This window comes from Mesobacillus sp. LC4, from assembly GCF_053543455.1.
In genome coordinates, this window is sequence record NZ_JBGCUB010000005.1 from 191,978 (window position 1) to 214,714 (window position 22,737).

Annotated in this window: 22 protein-coding genes; 20 read left to right on the top strand and 2 right to left on the bottom strand. The window is 41.9% G+C overall.

Translation table 11 applies throughout. The annotated features are described in order from the left end of the window. The first annotated feature begins 178 nt into the window (after nt 1–178). The 3 genes from miaB to AB5I83_RS16435 all read left to right on the top strand — a co-directional run bounded on the left by miaB (nt 179) and on the right by AB5I83_RS16435 (nt 2,982). Complete coding sequence (miaB, locus tag AB5I83_RS16425) at nt 179–1,723, top strand: tRNA (N6-isopentenyl adenosine(37)-C2)-methylthiotransferase MiaB (RefSeq protein WP_448976726.1); 1,545 nt, start codon at nt 179–181, stop codon at nt 1,721–1,723. A gap of 1 nt (nt 1,724) precedes the next feature. Next, nucleotides 1,725–2,162, top strand: a complete 438-nt coding sequence (locus AB5I83_RS16430) for a RicAFT regulatory complex protein RicA family protein (RefSeq protein WP_311075439.1) — start codon at nt 1,725–1,727, stop codon at nt 2,160–2,162. Between the two features lie 277 nt (nt 2,163–2,439). Beyond that, nucleotides 2,440–2,982 (top strand): outer spore coat protein CotE, encoded by a 543-nt coding sequence (locus AB5I83_RS16435; RefSeq protein ID WP_167832884.1) that lies wholly within the window; start codon nt 2,440–2,442, stop codon nt 2,980–2,982. Nucleotides 2,983–3,099: 117 nt separating this feature from the next. Here AB5I83_RS16435 and AB5I83_RS16440 read toward each other — a convergent pair whose 3' ends face one another. After that, nucleotides 3,100–4,011 (bottom strand): 4Fe-4S dicluster domain-containing protein, encoded by a 912-nt coding sequence (locus AB5I83_RS16440; RefSeq protein ID WP_448976729.1) that lies wholly within the window; start codon nt 4,009–4,011, stop codon nt 3,100–3,102. A 308-nt stretch (nt 4,012–4,319) separates the two neighbouring features. Between AB5I83_RS16440 and AB5I83_RS16445 the strand changes: the two genes are divergently transcribed. From AB5I83_RS16445 to AB5I83_RS16515, 15 genes are all read left to right on the top strand, one after another. Further along, complete coding sequence (locus AB5I83_RS16445) at nt 4,320–4,934, top strand: molecular chaperone TorD family protein (RefSeq protein WP_448976730.1); 615 nt, start codon at nt 4,320–4,322, stop codon at nt 4,932–4,934. 226 nt (nt 4,935–5,160) lie between these two features. Next, on the top strand, nt 5,161–7,356 hold the full coding sequence (locus AB5I83_RS16450; protein ID WP_448976732.1) for a molybdopterin-containing oxidoreductase family protein: 2,196 nt from the start codon (nt 5,161–5,163) through the stop codon (nt 7,354–7,356). Continuing rightward, nucleotides 7,356–7,892 carry a 4Fe-4S dicluster domain-containing protein gene (locus tag AB5I83_RS16455; protein WP_448976734.1) on the top strand — a complete coding sequence of 179 codons (537 nt, stop codon included), beginning with the start codon at nt 7,356–7,358 and terminating at the stop codon, nt 7,890–7,892. Before AB5I83_RS16450 ends, AB5I83_RS16455 begins: the two co-directional genes overlap by 1 nt. Nucleotides 7,893–7,897: 5 nt before the next feature. Beyond that, a complete protein-coding gene (nrfD, locus tag AB5I83_RS16460) occupies nt 7,898–8,794 on the top strand; it encodes an NrfD/PsrC family molybdoenzyme membrane anchor subunit (RefSeq protein ID WP_448976736.1) in 897 nt (298 codons plus the stop codon). 330 nt (nt 8,795–9,124) lie between these two features. Continuing rightward, a complete protein-coding gene (locus tag AB5I83_RS16465) occupies nt 9,125–9,634 on the top strand; it encodes a hypothetical protein (RefSeq protein WP_448976737.1) in 510 nt (169 codons plus the stop codon). 81 nt (nt 9,635–9,715) lie between these two features. Continuing rightward, nucleotides 9,716–10,156 carry a hypothetical protein gene (locus AB5I83_RS16470; RefSeq protein ID WP_448976739.1) on the top strand — a complete coding sequence of 147 codons (441 nt, stop codon included), beginning with the start codon at nt 9,716–9,718 and terminating at the stop codon, nt 10,154–10,156. A 186-nt stretch (nt 10,157–10,342) separates the two neighbouring features. Continuing rightward, the gene (locus AB5I83_RS16475; protein ID WP_448976741.1) at nt 10,343–10,798 is read left to right on the top strand and encodes an NUDIX domain-containing protein; all 456 of its coding nucleotides are present in this window, start codon (nt 10,343–10,345) and stop codon (nt 10,796–10,798) included. A gap of 173 nt (nt 10,799–10,971) precedes the next feature. Further along, entirely contained in the window at nt 10,972–11,115 is a 144-nt protein-coding gene (locus tag AB5I83_RS16480) for a hypothetical protein (RefSeq protein WP_448976743.1), read from the top strand. A 27-nt stretch (nt 11,116–11,142) separates the two neighbouring features. Next, nucleotides 11,143–11,472, top strand: a complete 330-nt coding sequence (locus tag AB5I83_RS16485) for a hypothetical protein (RefSeq protein WP_448976745.1) — start codon at nt 11,143–11,145, stop codon at nt 11,470–11,472. A gap of 394 nt (nt 11,473–11,866) precedes the next feature. Then, nucleotides 11,867–12,889 carry a sensor histidine kinase gene (locus AB5I83_RS16490; RefSeq protein WP_448976747.1) on the top strand — a complete coding sequence of 341 codons (1,023 nt, stop codon included), beginning with the start codon at nt 11,867–11,869 and terminating at the stop codon, nt 12,887–12,889. After that, entirely contained in the window at nt 12,886–13,512 is a 627-nt protein-coding gene (locus AB5I83_RS16495) for a response regulator (protein WP_448976749.1), read from the top strand. Before AB5I83_RS16490 ends, AB5I83_RS16495 begins: the two co-directional genes overlap by 4 nt. A 398-nt stretch (nt 13,513–13,910) precedes the next feature. After that, nucleotides 13,911–16,571 carry a DNA mismatch repair protein MutS gene (mutS, locus tag AB5I83_RS16500; RefSeq protein WP_448976751.1) on the top strand — a complete coding sequence of 887 codons (2,661 nt, stop codon included), beginning with the start codon at nt 13,911–13,913 and terminating at the stop codon, nt 16,569–16,571. Nucleotides 16,572–16,607: 36 nt separating this feature from the next. Then, a complete protein-coding gene (mutL, locus tag AB5I83_RS16505) occupies nt 16,608–18,563 on the top strand; it encodes a DNA mismatch repair endonuclease MutL (RefSeq protein WP_448976752.1) in 1,956 nt (651 codons plus the stop codon). Between the two features lie 309 nt (nt 18,564–18,872). Next, nucleotides 18,873–19,220 (top strand): hypothetical protein, encoded by a 348-nt coding sequence (locus tag AB5I83_RS16510; protein WP_448976754.1) that lies wholly within the window; start codon nt 18,873–18,875, stop codon nt 19,218–19,220. 124 nt (nt 19,221–19,344) lie between these two features. Further along, nucleotides 19,345–19,869 (top strand): DinB family protein, encoded by a 525-nt coding sequence (locus tag AB5I83_RS16515; protein ID WP_448976756.1) that lies wholly within the window; start codon nt 19,345–19,347, stop codon nt 19,867–19,869. A gap of 128 nt (nt 19,870–19,997) precedes the next feature. Here the strand turns inward: AB5I83_RS16515 and mreBH are convergent, their stop codons facing one another. Further along, nucleotides 19,998–21,005, bottom strand: a complete 1,008-nt coding sequence (gene mreBH, locus AB5I83_RS16520; protein WP_226087404.1) for a rod-share determining protein MreBH — start codon at nt 21,003–21,005, stop codon at nt 19,998–20,000. Nucleotides 21,006–21,274: 269 nt separating this feature from the next. Here mreBH and miaA point away from each other — a divergent pair, with 269 nt between their 5' ends. Together miaA and hfq are read left to right on the top strand one after the other, a co-directional pair. Continuing rightward, entirely contained in the window at nt 21,275–22,228 is a 954-nt protein-coding gene (miaA, locus tag AB5I83_RS16525) for a tRNA (adenosine(37)-N6)-dimethylallyltransferase MiaA (protein WP_448976758.1), read from the top strand. Nucleotides 22,229–22,257: 29 nt separating this feature from the next. After that, the gene (hfq, locus tag AB5I83_RS16530; protein ID WP_167832906.1) at nt 22,258–22,488 is read left to right on the top strand and encodes an RNA chaperone Hfq; all 231 of its coding nucleotides are present in this window, start codon (nt 22,258–22,260) and stop codon (nt 22,486–22,488) included. Nucleotides 22,489–22,737 lie beyond the last annotated feature (249 nt).

The window sequence follows — 22,737 nt, forward strand, 5'->3', positions numbered from 1 at the left end:
TTTACCAGTAAAGCTGTATTTCCAGTGCCTGCTATTGTTTTCATTAGTTCAAGAGTTTATACTATTATAATGTGTATATTTAATATTTTCAGGGTGAAATATAGCCCTTTTTAAAAGTAGAAAGCAGTGACGAGCAGCATCAGTTTCCTGCTCGCTTTCTAATGAAAGGAGATCTATAATGAACGAGAAACAACGCTTGGATGCTCAGCAAGTACAAACTGAGAATTCTTCGGACAAAAAATCCAGCAAGGATTACAGCAAGTACTTTGAAACGGTATATACAGCTCCTTCTCTGAAGGATGCAAAAAAACGCGGCAAGGAAGAAGTCAAGTACCACAAGGACTTCGATATCCCTGAAGAATTCCTTGGTATGGGCCAGGGCCGCAAGTTCTACATCCGCACCTATGGCTGCCAGATGAACGAGCATGATACAGAAGTCATGGCTGGTATTTTCCTTGGTCTAGGTTATGAGCCGACTGACAGCGTTGAGGATGCAAATGTCATTCTCCTGAATACATGCGCGATTCGTGAAAATGCTGAAAACAAGGTGTTTGGTGAACTAGGTCATCTGAAGCATCTTAAAAGAGAAAAACCGGATCTCCTGTTAGGAGTTTGCGGCTGCATGTCCCAGGAGGAATCAGTCGTCAATAAAATTCTCAAAACCTATAACCAGGTTGATATGATTTTTGGTACACATAATATCCATCGCCTGCCGAATATTCTGCAGGAAGCCTATATGTCCAAAGAAATGGTCGTTGAAGTCTGGTCCAAGGAAGGGGACGTCATCGAAAACCTTCCGAAGGTCCGCAAAGGGAATATCAAGGCATGGGTGAACATCATGTATGGCTGCGACAAGTTCTGCACATACTGCATCGTTCCTTATACACGAGGAAAAGAGCGAAGCCGCCGTCCGGATGACATCATCCAGGAAGTGCGCCAGCTTGCAGCCCAGGGCTATCAGGAAATTACCCTGCTAGGACAGAATGTAAACGCGTATGGTAAAGATTTTACTGACATCGAGTATGGTCTAGGGGACCTGATGGATGAAATGCGCAAGATCGATATCCCGCGTGTCCGTTTTACAACAAGCCATCCTCGTGATTTTGACGATCAGCTGATTGAAGTGCTGGCTAAAGGCGGAAACTTGATGGATCATATCCATCTGCCTGTACAGTCAGGTTCTACAGATGTTTTGAAAATCATGGCCAGGAAGTATACGAGGGAACAATACCTTGAGCTTGTTGGCAAAATCAAGGCGGCCATTCCTAATGTCACTTTGACTACAGATATTATTGTGGGATATCCGAACGAGACAGATGAACAATTCGAGGAAACAATGTCTATTGTCCGTGAGGTAGGGTATGAAGCAGCCTATACATTCATTTACTCTCCAAGGGAGGGCACACCTGCCGCTAAAATGCAGGATAATGTCCCGATGGAAGTGAAAAAAGAGCGTCTGCAGCGCCTGAACGCACTAGTAAATGAGCAATCTGCCCTGTCTATGAAAAAGTATCAGGACCAGATTGTTGAGGTTCTAGTTGAAGGTGAAAGTAAAAACAACCCAGAAGTTCTTGCGGGGTATACAAGCAAGTTGAAGCTTGTCAATTTTGTCGGTCCGAAGTCGGCAATCGGCAAAATCGTCAAGGTAAAGATCACAGATGCAAAAACATGGTCTTTAAACGGGGAAATGGTAGAAGAAATACAACCAGTTGAGGTGAAGTAAGTTGGCAAAATACAATAAAGATGACATTATCCAGCGCTCAAGAGAAATCGCAAGAATGATTGCGGAAACAGAAGAAGTTGACTTTTTCAAGCGTGCAGAAGCACAGATCCATGAAAATGAAAAAGTGAAAACACTTATTTCTTCTATTAAAGGCCTTCAAAAACAGGCAGTTAACTTTCAGCACTATGGTAAAACAGAAGCATTGAAGAAGACTGAGGCAAAAATTGCTCAATTAGAGCAACAGCTAGACGAGATTCCAGTTGTTCAGGAATTCAAGCAATCACAGCTCGATGTGAATGAATTGCTTCAGCTAGTGGCTACAACGATTTCCAATACGGTTACAGATGAAGTGGTTGCATCAACTGGTGGAGATGTACTTCGCGGTGAAACAGGAGCATCTTTGAAAAACGGTGAAAGCTGCCATACACACAACCATTAAACATTGAATAGGAAAAGGCACCCTGCTATATTAGGGTGCCTTTTTTTATGAACCCATTCATCTGGGCTGCCTTTCCTGAAACTCTTTTATGATGGCCACTAAAAACCAATCCAATCTTAATTCCCCAATCAACTTTCTCCAATTGGGAACATTCAGGCTATATGGGCATACAATGAACTATGCCTAAGTTTTTACCAGCGGTTCTAAAATTAATCGCACACTAGTCTAATATCACGCATAGGATGAATTGAAAAAGATTGAGGAGGTTTCGCTCGCAATGGGAGATTACAGAGAGATTATTACGAAAGCAGTCGTAGCGAAAGGACGCAAGTTCACGCAGTCCAATCATACGATCAACCCAGCGCATCATCCGAGCAGCATTCTGGGCGCTTGGGTCATAAACCATAAGTATAAGGCAAAAAAGGTAGGGAAAGTGGTCGAAGTAAACGGGTCTTACGAAGCCAACATCTGGTACTCCTTTGATGATAATACAAAAACTGAAGTAGTGACGGAGAAAGTAACTTACTGCGATGTCATCAAACTGAAGTACCGTGATCCTGATTGCATGGATGACCATGATGTCCTGGTCGAGGTACTGCAGCAGCCTAACTGCATTGAAGCGGTCATTTCGCCTAATGGCAATAAAATCATCGTTCACGTCGAGAGGGAATTCCTTGTAGAAGTGATCGGAGAAACAAAGGTATGTGTTGTCACTCATCCAGGCGGATGCGACTGCGATGATGATGAGTGGGGCCATGGTGTCGATGACGACGAATTCGAAGATTTGAACCCAGACTTCCTTCTAGGAGAGGAAGAATAACATTGAACTAGGAAGCTTGCACTTCCTAGTTTTTTTTTGTTCCACAATATAAAGAGGCACTGGATATGGAAGCGGTTGAAGAACCTTTCTTCTCATGTCCAGTGTCTTTAATGTGCACTAAAGGAAAAAATCAGGCTTTTCAGTTGTCCTGCATATATGACAGGAATCAGATTCCTCCCAGGCAAGGAAGCCACTGCCGCATTGTGTGCAAACGTTCTTGTGCAAATTGTATGAGACAGGCGGCGCTTGATGTACCTTCATCTCTACGATAATTGCATTTGTTTTGCAAATATCCATGCATAAATTGCAGCCGGTGCATTGGTTCTCATTCAATATTAACTCGCTTACCCCGAGACTGAATATGCCAGGCGGACAAACATGAAAACACCCTTCACATAATGTGCATTCATCCTCGCTAATCTTCACTTGATAAAAGGACCAATCTTTAAAAAGGACTGAAGGTTTAAAATAGCTCTCGTTGAAACGCCATTTTACAGGAGTCACAGAAGAGAGGACGGTTTTTTTGCTGTCTAATGAAAGCTTTGTGAAAAAATCACGCCTTGATAACCTGGGCTGCTCTTTTTCCTTCAATACAATTCGATTTGTCACATGAAGCCGCTCGAGCTGCATTTCGCCAAGGATTTCATTGACTTGGTTAATCCTGTCTACTAAATCCATTGTTAATGAAGGTTGATGAATAAAACGAATCCCCTTTTTATGGTAGTAAAGCATTTCCATCATGCTTGGCAATGGCGATTGTTGCTCGAGCAGAAGATAATTCTGTTTGACCATTCTTGAAGGCGATTGTCCCTTGACCGACTGTACAGGACAGACTGTGATACATACACCGCAGGATGAGCATCTTTTATCATCTATGAGTATTTTGCCATCCTCAAAAAGGATGGCATCATCTGGGCATTCGTCCGTACAAGCTGAACAGGTACTCAGCGGACTCACCTTCCTTGTGCAGGATTCCGAGATCTCCAGCTCGTAGCTCAGGCTTTCAAGCCAATTCGTTAATAGAGACATAATCGTCACCTCAAGGGCATTATTTCTATGCTTTTATTTTACGATTAAACCTATGAAAAAGAGGGGAGTTTGCCAGATATTCATACTTATGTAAAAGAAAGTTCACAAATTAAGAAGAGTGAAAACCGAGGGATCTTCAATAAAACCAACGAATAGCAGCCTTGTCCATGGAAATTCAGAAAAGAGTCACTGCGGTATTTTAGGTGAAACCCTTCACATACTCTGGGGGGATTAGCCACAGAATGTATATTGTTTCACAAACTTTAATGCCATATATTGAAGGTGTAATCGAAAGGTGGTGAATCCTGGTGAATGGATTAAACAACAAAACAGACTGTGCGAATGATTTTTTAATCCTTGCAGATTTATATAAGCTTCCAACTAGAGAAATCTGGAATGAGATGATGGAACAGGATCTTCTAAAGAAGCTGGAAGCATCTATCAAGGATCATTACAATATTGCTTTATCTTTAGAGGAAGTCTTGCCTGAGAACTATGCTGAATTTCAGGAATTATATAGAAGCTCAATTGGAAGCACGCAAACAGCTGCTGCACTTCCGATTGAATCGCTGTATAAACCGTGGACACAGGATGAAACGTGCACTCTCCCCTTTGCGAGGGATAAAGGCTATGTCCTGGGTGATTCGGCGTTACATATCAACTATCTGCTAGAAAAGCTAAAGATCGAGATACCTGTTGAATTACAGGGCATGCCAGATCACTTGGCAATCCTGCTCGAGTTGCTGGCCTATTTCATAGAGCATGCTCCGGAACACTTTATTGCTGAGTTTATGGATGACCATTTCGATTGGCTGGATGAATTCGAATCGCAGCTATCTGCAGCAACAGAACACCTCTTTTATCAGAGGTTGACAAGATTATTGATTGGAACTGTGAAGGCATATCGAACCAATTACTTGTAGTCTTCATAATTAAAGGTGGTGATGCTTTTAGTGATGGACAAATATTTGCGAAAATATTTTGTATTTGAATTACTTCCATCAGCCAGACACTTTGTGAAAGAGTCAATAAGTTTTACTTTTTGCGATGATGGGGAAGCATCAAGTGATCGAAACGTGTGTGAACATACCTTCATGGCATATAAACAAAATGTATTATCGTTCGGGAGTAAAAGGAGGGCTAGTTAAAATGGTGGAGACAAAACTATCACGTCGTGGATTTATCAAAGCTTCTGCTGCTACTGCTGCCTTGGCATCTGCAGGAACAGTAGGCTTTAATGAATGGTCCAAGAATTATGTTAAAGCAGGAGCAAACGCAGTAGTTAAAGAGATTCCTAGTACATGTAATGCATGTTCCAGTAAATGTGGAATGATCGGCCATGTCAAAAACGGCCGTTTATGGAAGCTGACGGGACACCCTGACCATCCTTATTCAAAAGGGAAGCTGTGTGCCAGAGGGCATGGTTACGCGACGGTTGTTTATTCCAAAGACAGGCTTACACAGCCATTAAAACGGGTTGGAGATAATAAATTCGAACCCATTTCGTGGGAACAAGCCTACAAAGAAATTGCTGAGAAATTGAACCAAATCATAAAAGAACATGGCCCGCAGTCAGTTGCCTTAACGGAAGATCCACGGGCTTCAGGGAAGTTTTATTCGCCTAGATTCATTAATTCTCTTGGATCGTCAAACTACTATACACACCATGTCGTTTGTTCTAACTCAAGGGATGCAGGCTTCTTGCATACAGTTGGTGTGTCTTCTACAAGTGCTGATATCAGCAATGCCAAATACATTATGTTCATTGGCAGAAGCTATGGAGATGGCATCCGTCCTAGTTCTGTTCAGTCATTAGCAGCAGCAAAAGATAACGGAGCCAAGATTGTCATTGTCGATCCGCGTTTGAACAATACCGGCAACCTGGCAACGGAATGGCTAGCAATCCGTCCGGGTACAGACTTAGCATTAGTGCTGGCGATGTCACATGTACTGATAAAAGAAAATCTTCATGACGCAGAGTTCATTAAGAACTACAGTATTGGTTATGAGGAATACGCAAAGGAACTGAAGAAATACACACCAGAATGGGCAGAGGGAATTACTGGTATACCTGCCGATGCGATCACTCGTATTGCTACTGATATGGGCAAAGCCAAACCGAAGGCGTTGATTGAGCAATCATGGAGGGGGGCTTTCGGCTGCAACTATGAAAATAGTACAGAAACCGGCCGTGCAGTAGCGATGTTCAATGCTTTACTTGGAAACTACCAGCAAAAAGGCGGCAGTATATTTGGCGGAAAACCTTCACTTGGAAAATTGGATGAAGCAAAACATCCGAATCCAAAAGAACCAGAGTCTCCAAAAGCAGGTGAAAAAGAATTCCCGCTTGCTTATCATAGCCATGGTGTTGCAACGATCGTCGCTAAAGAAGCACTGGAAGGCAAAATGAAAGCGGCAATTTATTATCATTCTAATGCGGCACTGGGATACGGAAATCCTAAAGTCATGAAAGAAGCACTTTCAAAAATGGACCTTGTGGTAGCTATAGATGTGCAAATGTCTGAAACTGCACAATTGGCACACTACGTTCTTCCGGAAGTGACATATATTGAACGCGATGAAGTAATTGAAGGATTAACTGGAAAAATCCCTGGAATTGCCCTTCGCCAACAAATGGTAGAGAGAGTTCATCCAAAAACAAAGCCAATCAATGAAATTTACACTGAGCTTGCAAAAGCATGCGGGATAGGCCAGTATTTTAATTTTACCCTGGATGAATTGAATGAAGCCATGCTAGCTCCAACCGGAGTAACGTATAAACAGCTCAGGGAAAAAGGAACCATTATGTTCCCGAACGAGGAAATTGCCATCGGTGAAATGCCGAAATTAAAGACTCCTTCTGGAAAAGTAGAATTTTATAGTGAAACCTATAAAGAAGCTGGCTTCAAGCCAATCGTCGAATGGATTGAGCCGAAGGTAAGTCCCAAGAATGATTCTTTCCGCTTGATTACGGGCAAACAGGCGATCCACAGCCATACTCAAACTGCGAATATACCAATTTTAATGCAGATTACAAAGGATTATGACTTAGAAAGAATCTGGATGAATCCAATTCGAGCGAAAGCACTAGGCATCAAAGATGGCGATCTGGTTGAGCTGGAATCGAGTGAAGCAACCAGCAAGATTCGAGTCAAAGTGACGGAGAGAATCCACCCAGAGGCAATTTTTGTCCCGAGTCACTACGGAATCACGTCTAAGGACTTGAAAACCGGCTATGGTGTTGGATTTGGATATATGGAGCATGTTCCATTTGATTTTGAAAAATGGAGTGGAGCAGGAAATATCCACGAAGTAATCGTGAAGGTTAGGAAGGTGAATAGCTGATGGCACGGTATGGAATGGTAATAGACACTAGAAAATGCGTCGGCTGTTATGCTTGCCGAGTAAGCTGCCAGATGCAAAATGAACTTCCGATAGAAGAGTCTTATATCAAATTTTATGAAAAAGAAACAGGTGTTTTCCCGAATGTCAAAAATGAAATCATCCCTGTACAATGCCAGCACTGTGAGGATGCACCATGTGTAAGTGTTTGTCCGACGAAGGCAACCTACACAACAGCCGAAGGCATCGTATTAGTGGATTCTGATAAGTGTATTGGCTGCAAGTATTGTATGGTGGCATGCCATTATGGAGCGAGGACGCAGGACCATAAAACTGGGGTAGTGGAGAAATGCCGTTTCTGTGCCGAGCTAGTAGCAGAAGGAAAGCAGCCGGCCTGTGTCAGCACTTGCATAAGCAATGCCAGGATATTTGGCGATCTTGATGATCCGAATAGTGAAGTATCAAAAGCAATCGTGAACTTGAATGCCCAGCCGTTAAGGCCGGACCTAGGAAAGGCAAAAATCTATTACGTGAGGTGATTATCATGGTTTGGGGAACAATTATCGCTGCCTATTTATTCCTTGCCGGACTTAGTGCCGGTGCGTTTTTAACATCTTCCTATGCAGCAAGGAAGTATCCTGAGGCAAAGACAGTCAGGTTTGTCGGAAGGTTAATCAGTCCGGTTTTGATGGGAATAGGATTGCTCCTGCTCATTGTCGATGCAGAGGCTGGTTTGAAAGATCCATTGCGCTTCATCTATTTATTTACAAATTTCAGTTCAGTCATGACCATCGGTACCTATTTTATCAGCTTTTTCATGATGGCTGCAGCCTATATTGCCTTGATGGAATTGTTGAAAAAAGATACGAACAAAATTGTGGAGTATGTCGGCATCGTATTTGCTGTCGCAACAGCCATTTACACTGGCTTCCTGATTGGAGTCATTGGAGCTGTGCCACTATGGAATACAGCAATCTTGCCAATATTATTCGTCGTATCGGCGTTTTCAACAGGTATTGCCGGCACTATGCTGGTGTCAGCCATAATGGATAAAAAAGTGGTCCATACGGTAATGTCCATCAAAAAAATCCACTTAACCTTGCTGATTGCCGAAGTATTCCTGATTTTCACGATGTTCCTAATCACTTCATCAACGAATGAATCTGCAGCACAATCTGTATCCATTCTTCTTTCCGGTGAGTACAGCACTCTATTCTGGATGGGGCTGATTATAGTAGGATTAATAGTCCCAATCACAATCGAGGCTTTGGAGTTATGGAATACAAAAAAACTTCATCAAACACCGGCAGGGTTGGAAGTTGCCGCTTCAGGATCACATGGAATCACAGCTACTATGATCACTGAAAGTGCGGTACTGGCAGGCGGATTCATTCTCCGCTATCTGTTGCTAGCCGCAGCAGTTCCGGTAATATTCTTATAAGTAAATTGAAAGAAGACCTGGGCGAAGATGCCCAGGCCTTTTAACTATTGATAGAATTTTCTCGCTTACTTCTTTTCTTTTTAGTAAAGTTTATTAATTGCAAAATTATTTTTCTTAGAATAAAAAAGAAAAAGGCCAGAAAAAGTATGGACTTCCCTGGTTATATCAAAATAGCTTTCACTAGAAGTGTAATTCTCGCTGATTTTTCTAACATAAACTGATCCCTTCTAAATATTTTCTACAATAATTCCCCGAAAATGGAGAATTCCTTCTAAGAACAGATATCATCCTTCCGAATATAATGCCTATGATGAGCGAGGAGGGATCAATATGAATTTTCCGGCTGTGGATTTGGGAATCATGGCTGAACACTTGCCGACCCATGAGGGAACGATCAGCAAGTTAAAGATATTCAAAGAGATTGTAGACAATCAAGAATTAAAGAAGCTGATTCAGATGAATATTGAAATGCTGCGAGATCATGTAAGAGCGATGCTTGAACTTATAGATCCAAACCGTAAAGGAGAAGTAATGCTCGCGGAAATGTCTGATATACAGATAAATACCGAGAATCTGAATCTTTCTGAACAAGACAAAGAGATTGTTCTTGAAACAAGATCAGTATCAAAGCTTATGGGAAGCAACAATTTCAATTCTGCTCTTATGATGAAAGACATGAATGTGAAAAACATCCATATCCAGATGGCTTATCAGGACGTAAGGATGCAAATGCTATACAATATGGTCGTTGAACATGTGAATGGAGATTTTACGCCTCGTGTAACGGAGGCTATGCAATCGAAGACTTACGAAAAATATAAACATATTTTAAAAGAGTGAGTACTTAAAAGAAGGAAGTGTTGGAAAGATTAGAGAATTATAATTTATAAATTTTTCCTTTTAGGTAAAAGAGGGATGTATGTGGAGATACAATTTACGGTACCGTGGAGCTATAGCGAAGAAGAGGACACTGTCTTTCCACTTCCCGATGATTATAAATATTGGAGACCTTTAATCTCGCATTTCCTGAAGAAAGCAGATACTATAGAGTTTCATTGCTGGAATGAAGAACAGGAAGCGATTAAGGAAATTCAATATATAGTTAATTGTTCTGTTCATGCCGGTGACAACATGACTCTTTTTCAATTCAGTAATGTCCAAAACATACAAGATTTTCTTCTGAATAAGTATGAAATGAAAAGTAAATTCAAATGGTTTACAGTGAATCTTATCCGGTATGGAGAAATCATTTTTCATTCAGGCCACTGGGCTACGGAATTTGCAGTCAACGCAGAGAATTCAGAAGAAGCGGAATGGATCCAGTCGGTAACACCAACGAACACGGAATTTTTCTTTTATTGACCGTCTTATTCCAATCTTAATTGCTCCCACAACCTGCATTCCTGAAAATAGTCTGCATGTTCTACGGAATGGCGATGCCGGTATATATGTAAAAATAATGTCCCAATATTTCATAGTGTGATTCGACATATCATTCATACATTGTAATTTTCATAATGATAACCTTTAGAATGAAGGGCTGCAAAGATGATAACTTTTGGCGAAATAAAATCAGGAATAAGCTATACATGGCGGCCAGGTGTGTATGGAATCATATTAATAGAAGAAAATTTAGTTGCATTGATCGAGACGGATGATGGTAAATGTTTTCTTCCAGGCGGTGGAATGGAAGAAAGTGAAAGTCATGAAGAGTGTTTAATAAGGGAAGGCAAAGAAGAAATGGGAAAGCTTCTTGAACTCGGTGAATGGATCGGAAAAGCACAACAGTATTTTTACTCTAAGAAGGATTCAACATATTATCAGGTTCAAGGGGATTTTTATTTTGCCAAGATAGCCGGAGACACAGGAGAACCTGCTGAAGCTGACCATCACCTCAAATGGCTTGATACTAGGGAAGCTGAGAGTAAGTTATGTCATGAGCATCAGCGCTGGGCACTGCAAAAGGCTTTGGCCATGATTGAAAATAAGAAACAGCATATTTAGACAGGATTTGTCTATATTTGTTGGGAAAAAGCAAATGAACCAAAATACCTCTTTCCTTTCTGGTCTGCTTAATGGTAATGTTAGCATAATCATAATCATCCTTATAAAATTTGTTTGACCATAGGTATAAATGGGAAAATATTTCTTAGAACAGTAAATTAATGAGGGAGATTATGATTAACAACTATGAATACCAGATCTTTTACGAAGAATTGAAGAGACTTAATAAAGAATACGAGCGCTGTGAAGATGCCACTATAAAGAAATTTATATCAATGGACATCAGACTTATAGAAAATGCGCTGGAAGCTATTTGATCAAGTAAATGAAGCAGGAGAATTTCTATGAATAAACAAAATTTAACTGATCCCGAATTCCTTACTTTTTGTGAAAACGCCATGCCAATTGAAGTAGTGGAAAAATTCACTGATAATAATATCCGCGGACTCGAGAATATTGCACTCAGATCGATTTCAACCCGCAGTAAACTCCCGGCCAATGTAGTCAATCTTTTGGTTGCTTATTTTTACAACCATTACGGAAAACAGGTATATAACCGCAGTGACCTCGCACGATTATATGATTACTGGGCATCCAAGGATGTCAGGACAATGGCCCAGGCAACGGAAATGATCAATGAAGATATCGAGCAAGTTCTGAGTTCGTTGAAATGATATTATTACATTAGAACAGGCTAACTTAAGCCTGTTTTTTTTTGTCTGGAATCAAAGCCTGTGTAGTACCGCACATCGTTAGAATAGGCTTATTCGATGAAGGAATATCGATAAAAATACAGAATGGTTTATTGAGTAATAGAATCTTAAATTAGACTGTGTTGCTGACAACAGCAAATTGAATCAATTTTATGTGGCAAATGGATTTTAATACCTCGGTGAAACAGACCAACACAGTAAATATCAAAATAAGTGGTAAGGCCCTATCAGGTTTTTTTTTGTAGATAAATAAGTATAGATTTCACTTAATGTTAATAAACGTGGCGGGGTGAAGATAAGAAAAGGGGTTAAAATGGAGTTGAGAAGAAGGAATATATTAGTGAGGGACTAGCTTATGGAGATGCAAACTGAGTTTCTAGCGGAGATTGTTGACCATCTGCCCGAGGGCATGATTGTTATGGATAAAGAACGGACAATTCTTTATCTTAATGAAAAAGCTTTTGGCATGACTGGCTGGAAGCTTGGAGAGAAGGTGCCGTACTGTACCTATTGCCAGGAACGGGACGTGGAAGAGAATGAAAATCGCTGTATTTTGACCACCGATGACCCCATTCCATTTTTCAATTCCCATCTGGCAGTGTATGAGGACCTTGAAGAATTTGAAATGTCATTGAAAAAGATGATGATATCAGAAGAGATATATTATGTGCTGAGGATTCGGCCTCCTGTACAGAATGAAAATAGTGAGAGGGCCCGTTTTCATGAACTGCTTGTTCAAGAAACGCTGCTGGCACAGGAGGCTGAGCGGAAAAGGATTGCCATGGAGCTTCATGATCATATTGGCCAGAGTGTCTATAGCATCTTCCTTGGTCTCGAGGTTATAAAACAGAATATAAGCGATGATAAATATCAAAATCATGTTACAAATATGGTCAATGTAATGGAAAAAACCCTCCAAGATATTAAACGCCTGACCAAAAGCCTCAGACCTGAAATCGTCTATGATATCGGTTTGGTAAAATCCCTTGTGCAGGCAGTGAAGGACTGGAAAAAGTTATACCAGATTGAAATCTTCCTGGATATGGAGATCGATCGGGAAAAGGAGTTGGATCCTGAAAAAGAACTTCATTTATTCAGGATCATCCAGGAAAGTATCACGAATTCAGTCCGCCACGGAAAAGCCACTTACTTTTCGATTCATTTAAAGAGCAGCTATCAATATATCTTTTTCCAATTATACGACAATGGCAATGGCTTTATTTCAGGCGGTTGCAAAACGAAAGGGCTCGGCCTGAAGCATATGTACGAACGTTGCAAAATGCTTGATGGGGACATTAAGTGGATCAGTAAAGAAGGTGGTCCAACAAGGGTGGAAGGGTTTGTATCTTTACTGAGAGCGGAGGGAGAGAGAATATGAACCTGATGATTATCGATGATCATGAAATCGTCCGCGAAGGTTTAAGCATGCTGCTGCAGCAATCCTTTTGCATCGATGGCAGGGTTTGTGCCTGCGATGGGTATGAAGCCGTTAAGGCTGCCGCTGAATTTCCCGCCGATCTGGTACTGCTGGACCTTTCAATGCCAGGCGGCCTGGACGGTATGACAACCCTGGAAAGGCTGCGGAAACTGCTTCCGGATGCCAAAATAGTCATTTTTTCGATGCATGATGATATCATGTATCAAAAGAAAGCTTATGAGGCCGGAGCGGACGGTTATTTAATCAAGCAGCTGAAGCGGGATGATCTCATCCAATCGCTTGATAAAATTCTGGCCAACCAGAAAGTGTTCGATACACATATATGGGAAGAGGATTCGGGTTGTGACCAAGTCAATCTTGTCGACCTCCCGATCACCAAGCGGGAAAAGGAAGTCTTCATTCTAACGGTTAAAGGATATTCCCAAAAAGATATCGCTGAAAGGCTTGATATTTCAGTTAAGACAGTGGAGAACCATCGTCAAAAAATCGGTGAGAAACTAGGTACTCATAAACGATATGAATGGGTTGAAACAGCAAGGAAATATAATGTATTCCAACCTTAGAGCAGGACAGACATGTCTTGCTTTTTTATGTGGGCGGATTTGTCTATCTTATGCCAAGAAGACACAAAACAGCAATGATTCCTGAATATGCTGCAGAAAGATAGGATTTATCCAGGGGCATGTTTTCTAAATATTTTCATATAGTTATTAGAATTTATTTCATGGAGCAAGAGTTCCTGAGATAATTAATTCAACATAGGTCGAAAGTTAAGGACTGGTAATTCTTTTTAATGGGATTCTATCGAAAATTATTTTTCGTCGAGTTATAATAGATATTTAGAGTAAGAGTCGAAATGTGACTCTTGGATTGACCGAACAGCAAAGAATGAACTAATTGGGTAAAAGCAGAACCGGTGCATTGCCGTAACAATAAAGCTAAGTGAATTTTGGAGGATAATATGGCTACATATACCCCTATGATCAAGCAATACCTGCAAGTGAAGGCAGATTACCAGGATGCCTTTTTATTTTTCCGCTTGGGAGATTTTTATGAAATGTTCTTTGAGGATGCGTTAAAGGCATCCCAGGAGCTTGAGATCACACTGACAAGCAGAGAGGGCGGCGGAGAGGAACGGATTCCGATGTGCGGTGTTCCTTACCATTCAGCTCCTAACTATATTGAACAGTTGATTAACAAAGGCTATAAAGTCGCGATATGTGAACAAACCGAAGATCCCAAGACGGCAAAGGGTGTCGTGAAGCGGGAAGTTGTCCAGCTAATCACTCCGGGAACAGTGATGGAGGGACGAGGGCTTTTAGAAAAGGAAAATAATTTCATTGCTACTGTCTCGGTTTTTCCTGGAAACATGTTCGGGTTTGCATGCAGCGACCTGTCGACAGGGGAAAGCAGGGCTACCCTCGTCAACGGCAGTATCGAAGATCTTATTAACGAATTATCGATTTCAGGAGCAAAGGAAGTTGTCATTGAAAGCTCGCTTTCTCCGGAAATCCAGAAAAAGCTGAAGGAACGTTCTATTCTTGCGCTTTCAATTGAGGACAACATCGACGTGAATGAGAATTTTTCGTTGCTATTTGCGGACCTCGAGGATGAACAGTTAAGAAACACAGCTTCAAGGTTATTCAATTACTTATACAGAACTCAGAAGCGCAGCCTTGACCACCTGCAAAAGGTATCTGTCTACAAGGTACAGCAATATATGAAAATTGATTATTTTTCAAAGCGCAATCTTGAATTGACAGAGACAATAAGATCGACGGCGAAAAAAGGAACACTTCTATGGCTGCTTGATGAGACAATGACCGCAATGGGCGGCAGGATGCTGAAGCAATGGATTAACAGGCCGTTGATTGATAAAAATGAAATTGGCCGCCGCCAGGAATTGGTCCAGCTTTTTGTCGGACAGTTTTTTGAACGCCAGGAATTACGTGAGAAGCTGAAAGAGGTCTACGATCTTGAACGCCTGGCTGGCAGGGTTGCCTTTGGCAATTTGAATCCAAGGGACTTAATGCAGTTAAAAAGGTCTTTATTACAAGTACCATCTTTAAAACATATTTTGGAGAGCCTTCCCCATGAAGAAGCTGCCTCCATGGCTGATAGACTCGATCCTTGCGAGGAGGCAGCCGATCTGCTTGAACAGGCAATCGTTGATAACCCTCCTATTTCTGTAAAGGAAGGGAATATCATCAGGGATGGCTACGATCATCAGCTAGCCCAATACCGAGATGCCAGCCGGAATGGAAAAACGTGGATTGCCATGCTAGAGCGGCAAGAGCGTGAGAAAACAGGGATCAAATCCTTGAAAATTGGCTACAACAGGGTGTTTGGCTATTATATTGAAGTAACGAAGGCCAACCTTCATCTTTTACAGGAAGGCCAATATGAGCGGAAGCAGACTTTATCGAATGCCGAGCGGTTTATCACACCTGAGCTGAAGGAAAAGGAAGATTTGATCCTTGCGGCCGAGGAAAAAAGCATCGAGTTAGAATACCAGCTGTTTACCGGGATTCGCGAAAGGATTAAAGAGTTCATTCCTAGATTACAAGGGCTTGCCAGAGCATTGAGTGAACTGGATGTCATTCTAGGCTTTGCAGAGCTGAGTGAACAGCGCCAATATGTAAGACCGCAGTTCTCAGCAGATAGGAAAATTGTTCTGAAGGATGGACGCCACCCGGTGGTCGAAAAAGTAATGGATGCTCAGGAATACGTGCCAAACGATTGCTTTATGGACAACGACCGCGAAGTACTGTTGATTACTGGACCAAATATGTCTGGTAAAAGCACATATATGCGCCAGGTTGCCCTGACGGCAATCATGGCACAAATCGGCTCTTTTGTGCCAGCGACGGAGGCGGTTATGCCAATATTCGATCAGGTTTTCACCAGGATTGGTGCGGCAGATGATCTTGTTTCTGGGCAAAGTACTTTTATGGTAGAGATGCTTGAGGCAAAGAACGCAATAACCAATGCGACGAAGGACAGCTTGATTCTTTTTGATGAAATCGGCCGGGGCACATCCACATACGACGGAATGGCACTAGCTCAGGCGATGATTGAATACATCCATGATAAAATCAGCGCTAAGACGCTGTTTTCGACCCACTACCATGAAATGACTTCACTGGAAAATGATTTGGATAAATTGAAGAATGTGCATGTCAGTGCTGTTGAGCAGAATGGAAAGGTCGTTTTTCTTCATAAAATCAGGGAAGGTGCAGCGGATAAGAGTTACGGCATCCATGTTGCCCAGCTTGCTGAATTGCCGGCAGACCTGATCGAACGCGCTGCTGAAATCCTGCAAACACTTGAACAAACAGACCCACAAGTTTCATCTGAACTTAATCGTCAGGAGAGCTTCAACTCTGTAAGGGAAACTTTTCATAACGAAGAAGAGAACCAAAGCATGCTTCAAGCAGCTGAAACAGCAGCCGCGGCTCAGCTATCCTTTTTTGATGAGGAGCCTGAACAGAAGAAAGCTAGTGGTTCAAGCAAGAAGGAAAAGCAGGTTCTTGAACAATTAGTTGGACTGGAAATCCTTGATATGACTCCTTTACAGGCTATGAATATGCTTTACGAGCTGCAAAAAAAGCTAAGGAAATAATGCGGCTAAAACTATTGAAAAGCTGGAGGTGACGGAATGGCGAAAATTATTCAGCTGGACGACGCCTTATCAAACAAGATTGCGGCCGGTGAGGTAGTTGAACGGCCGGCATCGGTTGTTAAGGAATTGCTGGAGAACGCAATTGATGCTAATAGTACTGTGATCGAGATTGATCTTGAGGAAGCTGGACTAGCCAGGATCAGGATCACAGACAATGGAGACGGCATAGAGGAAGACGATGTCCTCGTCGCCTTCCAGCGGCATGCCACGAGCAAAATCAAGAACGAAAATGACTTGTTCCGAATCAGGACTCTTGGGTTCAGGGGCGAGGCGCTGCCGAGTATTGCCTCTGTTTCAAGGCTTGAAATGAAAACATCGACCGGCATCGAAGGCAATAAAGTGGTCATTGAAGGCGGAAAGGTAGAGTCAGTGGAGAAAGCCGACAGCCGAAAAGGTACGGATATCATCATTTCGGACCTGTTTTTCAATACTCCGGCACGGCTTAAATATATGAAAACCATTCATACAGAACTTGGCAATATTACGGATGTCGTAAACCGCCTGGCGCTGGCAAATCCAGAGATCTCCTTCAGGCTTGTCCATAATGGACGACAGCTGTTAAAGACGACAGGAAATGGAGACGTACGCCAGGTATTGGCTGCTATATATGGTATTAATATGGTGAAATCCATGATTCCTATTTCGGGAGAATCATTGGATTATAGAATTAGCGGCTATATCTCAATGCCAGAAATCACCAGGGCATCAAGAAACTATATTTCGACGATGATTAATGGCCGTTTTATCAAAAACTATGCTCTCGTAAAGGCGATTCAGGAAGGATACCATACATTGCTTCCTATAGGCAGATATCCTGTCGTTCTTTTGAATATTGAAATGGACCCGCTTCTGATAGATGTGAACGTTCATCCGTCCAAGATGGAAGTACGATTGAGCAAGGAGCAGGAATTGAATGAGCTTGTCTCGAGTGTCATAAAAGGTGCCTTTAAAACAAAGGAATTGATTCCGGCTGGGATGGTCACTCAGAAGCAGGAAAAGCCAAAGTCAGAACAAACTTTTATGGATCTCGATCATTTGCCTGAAGCTGAAAATAAGCCTAACATAGTCCCAACAACCAACGTTGGAAGACCATTTGTTGAGGAGAAGGCGGTTGAGCTTGGAAATAGCTATAAAACGGCGGAACTCAGCAACAGCTTCAAAGCTCCCGAACTTGCGATTAATCAACAGCAGGAAGCACCAGACTGGAGAAATGCTTTTGTAGCCCAAGAGAATTCCATATCTTCATCAGTTTCACCAGTTGATGACGAACCTGTACAAGGTGAGGAGGAGGTGATTGCTCCAGCTGCTGCCTCACCAGTTGTCGGACCGGCTGCTGAAGTGCAGGCTTCTCGAGTCCCTCCTCTTTATCCAATAGGGCAAATGCACGGGACCTATATTCTCGCACAGAACGATCGTGGTTTATATATCATTGACCAGCATGCCGCCCAGGAGAGAATCAAATATGAATACTTCAGGGACAAGGTAGGCGAGGTGGCGACTGAGCTTCAGGAAATGCTTGTCCCGATCACACTTGAATATTCGGCGGATGAATGCATCAAAATCAATGAGTATCAGCATGAGCTTGAAAAAGTGGGGGTGTTCCTTGAGCCATTTGGCTACAATAGTTTCATCGTTCGATCACACCCGCAATGGTTCCCTCGCGGAGAGGAAAAAGATCTGATTGAAGATATGATTGAACAGCTGCTCATGATGAAGAAAGTGGATCTTAAAAAGCTTCGAGAAGAAGCAGCGATTATGATGAGCTGCAAGGCATCAATCAAAGCCAATCACCATCTGCGAAACGATGAGATTCAGGCATTGCTGGATGAATTGCGGCGTTCATCGGATCCGTTCACCTGTCCGCATGGCCGGCCAATCATCGTCCACTACTCCACATATGAAATGGAGAAAATGTTCAAAAGGGTAATGTGATGAGAATAGCGAGATAAAAATGAAAATTCATATATGAAAAAACAGTGTTTCCAGTGGGGACACTGTTTTTTTGTGTAATGAAAATTTTACTTGAGATGGATAATAATTCTTTAAATCCGCCTGAATATAGTGTAAAATTACACTAATAGGAAAAATGTAAATCCATTGATTTGGTTATTGGCTCTTATACTTATCAAAGGGGGCGAAAGATTGTTTGCTTTCTCATTAGTATTTTCCGTTTTACCAGTAGTTTTATTGGTATTTATAGTGGCTTTTGCAGTGAAAAATAAGGAGCAAGGGGGAGAGAAAGTGGTCAGACATTTATATACTTATCTAGTATTGTTTGCTACATTGATGATGGTCATTGGCGGTGGGGTTTCGATTTTCATGGCAACAGCCGATCTTGTCAGCCCAACGGGTTATTATCAAAGCTTCACGGAATACAAGCAAATGGTGAACAATGGAAAGATTGAAGGTTCCCAAACAGAACTGACTGAGGAAGAACTTCGCAGCAATTATGATGTTTATGTTACAGAAGAAAAGCAACGGCAAAAAGACAGGGCAGTTAATCAGATTATCAAGAGCCTGGGCTTTATTATCATTCCTTTGCCGGTATTCTTGTATTTCAATAGGCTGAGGAAACAATACAAGGAATGAAATGGAGGGCACTGTTAAAGAAACAGTGTCCTTTTATTTTGACGCAAGGACACCAGCATTTTAAAAGGGAAAAATCTATTTTGCACGAATTACTATATATGAAAAGAATGAAGGGGGATTTATAATGTTCAATAAGCCAGGTTTAGAAATGTTTCCTGAGTATACAAGGGGCTATATTAAACTGCTCCCAGAAGGAGACATTACCGATATTCTTGCTGAACAGCTTGAGACTACGTACATATTATTATCCAAAGTAACCGAGGGTCAGTCCAACTATCGCTATGGGGAAGGGAAATGGACTTTGTCCGAGGTGCTTGGACACCTGACAGATACTGAAAGGATCATGTCCTATAGAATCCTTCGCATTGCAAGAGGAGATACAACTCCTCTATTGGGATTCGATGAGAACGAGTTTGTACAGAAAGCTACCTTTTACACGCGCACGATGACAGATCTTTTGGAAGATTATCAGAACGTTAGAAGAGCAACAATCAGTCTGTTAAAAGGCCTTCCGCAAAAATCTTTACCTAACATGAGCAAAGCCAATGGGTACGATGTATCGGTAGAAACCATCGCTTACATGATCGGCGGGCATGAACTCCATCATTTGAAGATTATTAAAGAAAAGTATTTATTAAGTAGCAGCTAATAATGGTTTTGGACTTTTTAGGAGCATTTATGAGAGGATGGATAAACTTTTCTTTGCTGATTATTTGTGTGAATGAAAGTAAACTAAAAGATCGCGTATTCTATCGCGATCTTTTAGTGACAGTTATTTTACTTTACAGCAGGCTGTAACTTATGAATGTACTGCAATGCTTTACCAGTTCCAATCGCAACCGATTCAAGCGGGTTTGGAGCAATGTGTACGGGAACGACCATTTCGCCTCCAAGCCAATCCTGCATCCCGTTCAACAAAGCGCCGCCACCAGAAAGAATCACGCCGCGGTCTACAATATCACCGCTTAGTTCTGCAGGGCAGTCCTCTAGTGTAGCACGGATCGCTTCCATGATATGAAGCAGGGATTCTTTCAGAGTGTCCCTGATTTCATACGAATTGAGGGTCACAGTCTTGGGCAGGCCCGTTACAAGGTCACGGCCTCGGATTTCCATTTCCAACATTTCGTGGTCAACAAGCGCATACCCAATCTCCATCTTGATTTTCTCAGCTGTTCTTTCACCAATGAGGACATTGTATTCTTTACGTACATAATGGACGATGTCTTCGTCCAGTCTGTCGCCAGCGATGCGAATGGAATGGCAGGCAACGACACCGCCATATGAAATGATGGCGACTTCCGTTGTGCCGCCTCCGATATCAACGACAACGTTTGCTACCGGCTCATCAACAGGCAGTCCAGCTCCAATTGCCGCGGCAACTGGTTCCTCAATAAGATGTACCTTCTTTGCGCCAGCATTTCTGACTGCATCCTGGATCGCACGGCGTTCAACACTGGTTGAGCCAGACGGTGTGCAGACGACAACATCCGGTTTACGGAGAGTAAAGCCGCCCTTTTTTGAAGCTTTCTTCATGATTTGTTTCAGCATTTCCGTCGTCACGTCGAAATCAGCAATGACTCCATCTTTCAACGGACGGATCGCCACGATTTTTCCAGGTGTCTTGCCGATCATTTCCTTCGCTTCCTTGCCGACAGCAAGAACATTTTTCGTTTCAGTATCGATCGCCACTACTGAAGGTTCATTCAAGGCGACTCCTTTATTTTTACTATATACTAGTGTATTGGCTGTACCTAGATCAATCCCAATTTCTGTAGTTGATAACATAGTGTCTTCACCCAGTTCCCTAAAAATTATTAACCATCATAGACTTCTACTAAACTATCACGAATCTGGGGGTGAAAGCTTGTTTGTTACTGAATCGTTATCTAACTGTAAAGGTTGAGGAAAATTTTTTCAGAAGATGATATAAGAGAATAATATTTGTAAAATACGGGTATAATGCATAGATGTTCAACTGCTTTCTATTTAATGGTAAGATTAATTTAAGTTGTCAGAATGCTGACACCCTATATGAAAAGGCAGTGTGAAATTTTTTGGAACAAAAACAGAAATTGATTGTGTTAATTGGGCCGACTGCTGTTGGCAAAACGAAGCTAAGCATTGAGCTTGCGAAGAAATTCGACGGTGAAATCATAAGCGGTGATTCCATGCAAATTTACAAAGGGATGGATATAGGAACCGCAAAGATCACCGTGCAAGAGATGGAGGGGATCGCCCACCATTTAATTGATATCAAGGAACCGGATGAAAGCTTTTCAACGGCTGAATTTCAGGATCTTGTCCGGGAGAAAATCAATGAGATCAGCTCTCGCGCGAAAATGCCGATGATTGTTGGCGGTACAGGGTTATACATCCAGTCAGTTATTTTTGATTATCATTTTACGGATGCACCCTCTGACCCAGCTTTCAGACACAGTTTGGAACAAGTAGCAGAGGCTGAAGGCCAGGAATTTTTACATGAAAAATTACAAGAAGCCGACCCCGAAAGCGCATCACGAATCCATCCTAATAATGTCCGCCGTGTGATTAGAGCGCTGGAAATCATTCACTGTACAGGCAAAACTGCGAGCGAATTGCAGGAAAACCAATCACCTGAGCTTTTGTATGATACTGCACTAATCGGACTGACAATGGACCGGGAATTGTTATACAACCGAATCAACTACCGCGTCGACTTAATGATGGAACAGGGGTTGCTAGATGAGGTTAAGTACTTTTTTGAGAAGGGCTTAAGAGACTGCCAGTCCATCCAGGCGATTGGATATAAAGAGCTTTATGACTACTTTGATGGCAAGGTTCCTCTGGAAAAGGCAATCGAGAATTTAAAGCAAAATTCGCGCAGATATGCAAAAAGGCAGCTAACATGGTTTCGAAACAAGATGAATGTGGAATGGTTTGATATGTCAGAGTCTAATGACGATGAAAAAAAATTCGCCGAAATTTCCAAGTTCATTGAAGGAAAGCTCGAGATAAAAGCGAATACATAATAATAGAGATAAAAGAGGAGGATCCGCCCATGAAACAAGTGAATATTCAGGACCAGTATTTAAACCAGCTCCGCAAGGACAATATCAATGTGACCGTCTTCTTATTGAATGGATTTCAATTGAGAGGCCAGATTAAAGGCTTTGATAACTTTACGGTGCTGTTTGAATCCGAAGGCAAACAGCAGCTTGTCTATAAGCATGCCATCTCGACTTTCGCGCCGCAAAAGAATGTACAGATTGATTTCGATGTTCAGGCTTAATTAACTAACGAGTAAGGAGACCCGCCATAGCGCGGGTTTTTTCTTTGAATGATAAAGTATTTTTATGTGGATAACTCTATATGGGTATCTTAATCCATCTCCAGTGTCTAGCCCCCCATGAAGCTTGGGTCCTGCACCCCGGGTCTTCTTTAGCTTCTCAATCCAACCGTTTGCTCTTTTTACCGCGATAATTGTTTATTTTAAAAATGAATTTCCACCTTCTTGAATACATATAAATATAGAAGTTTA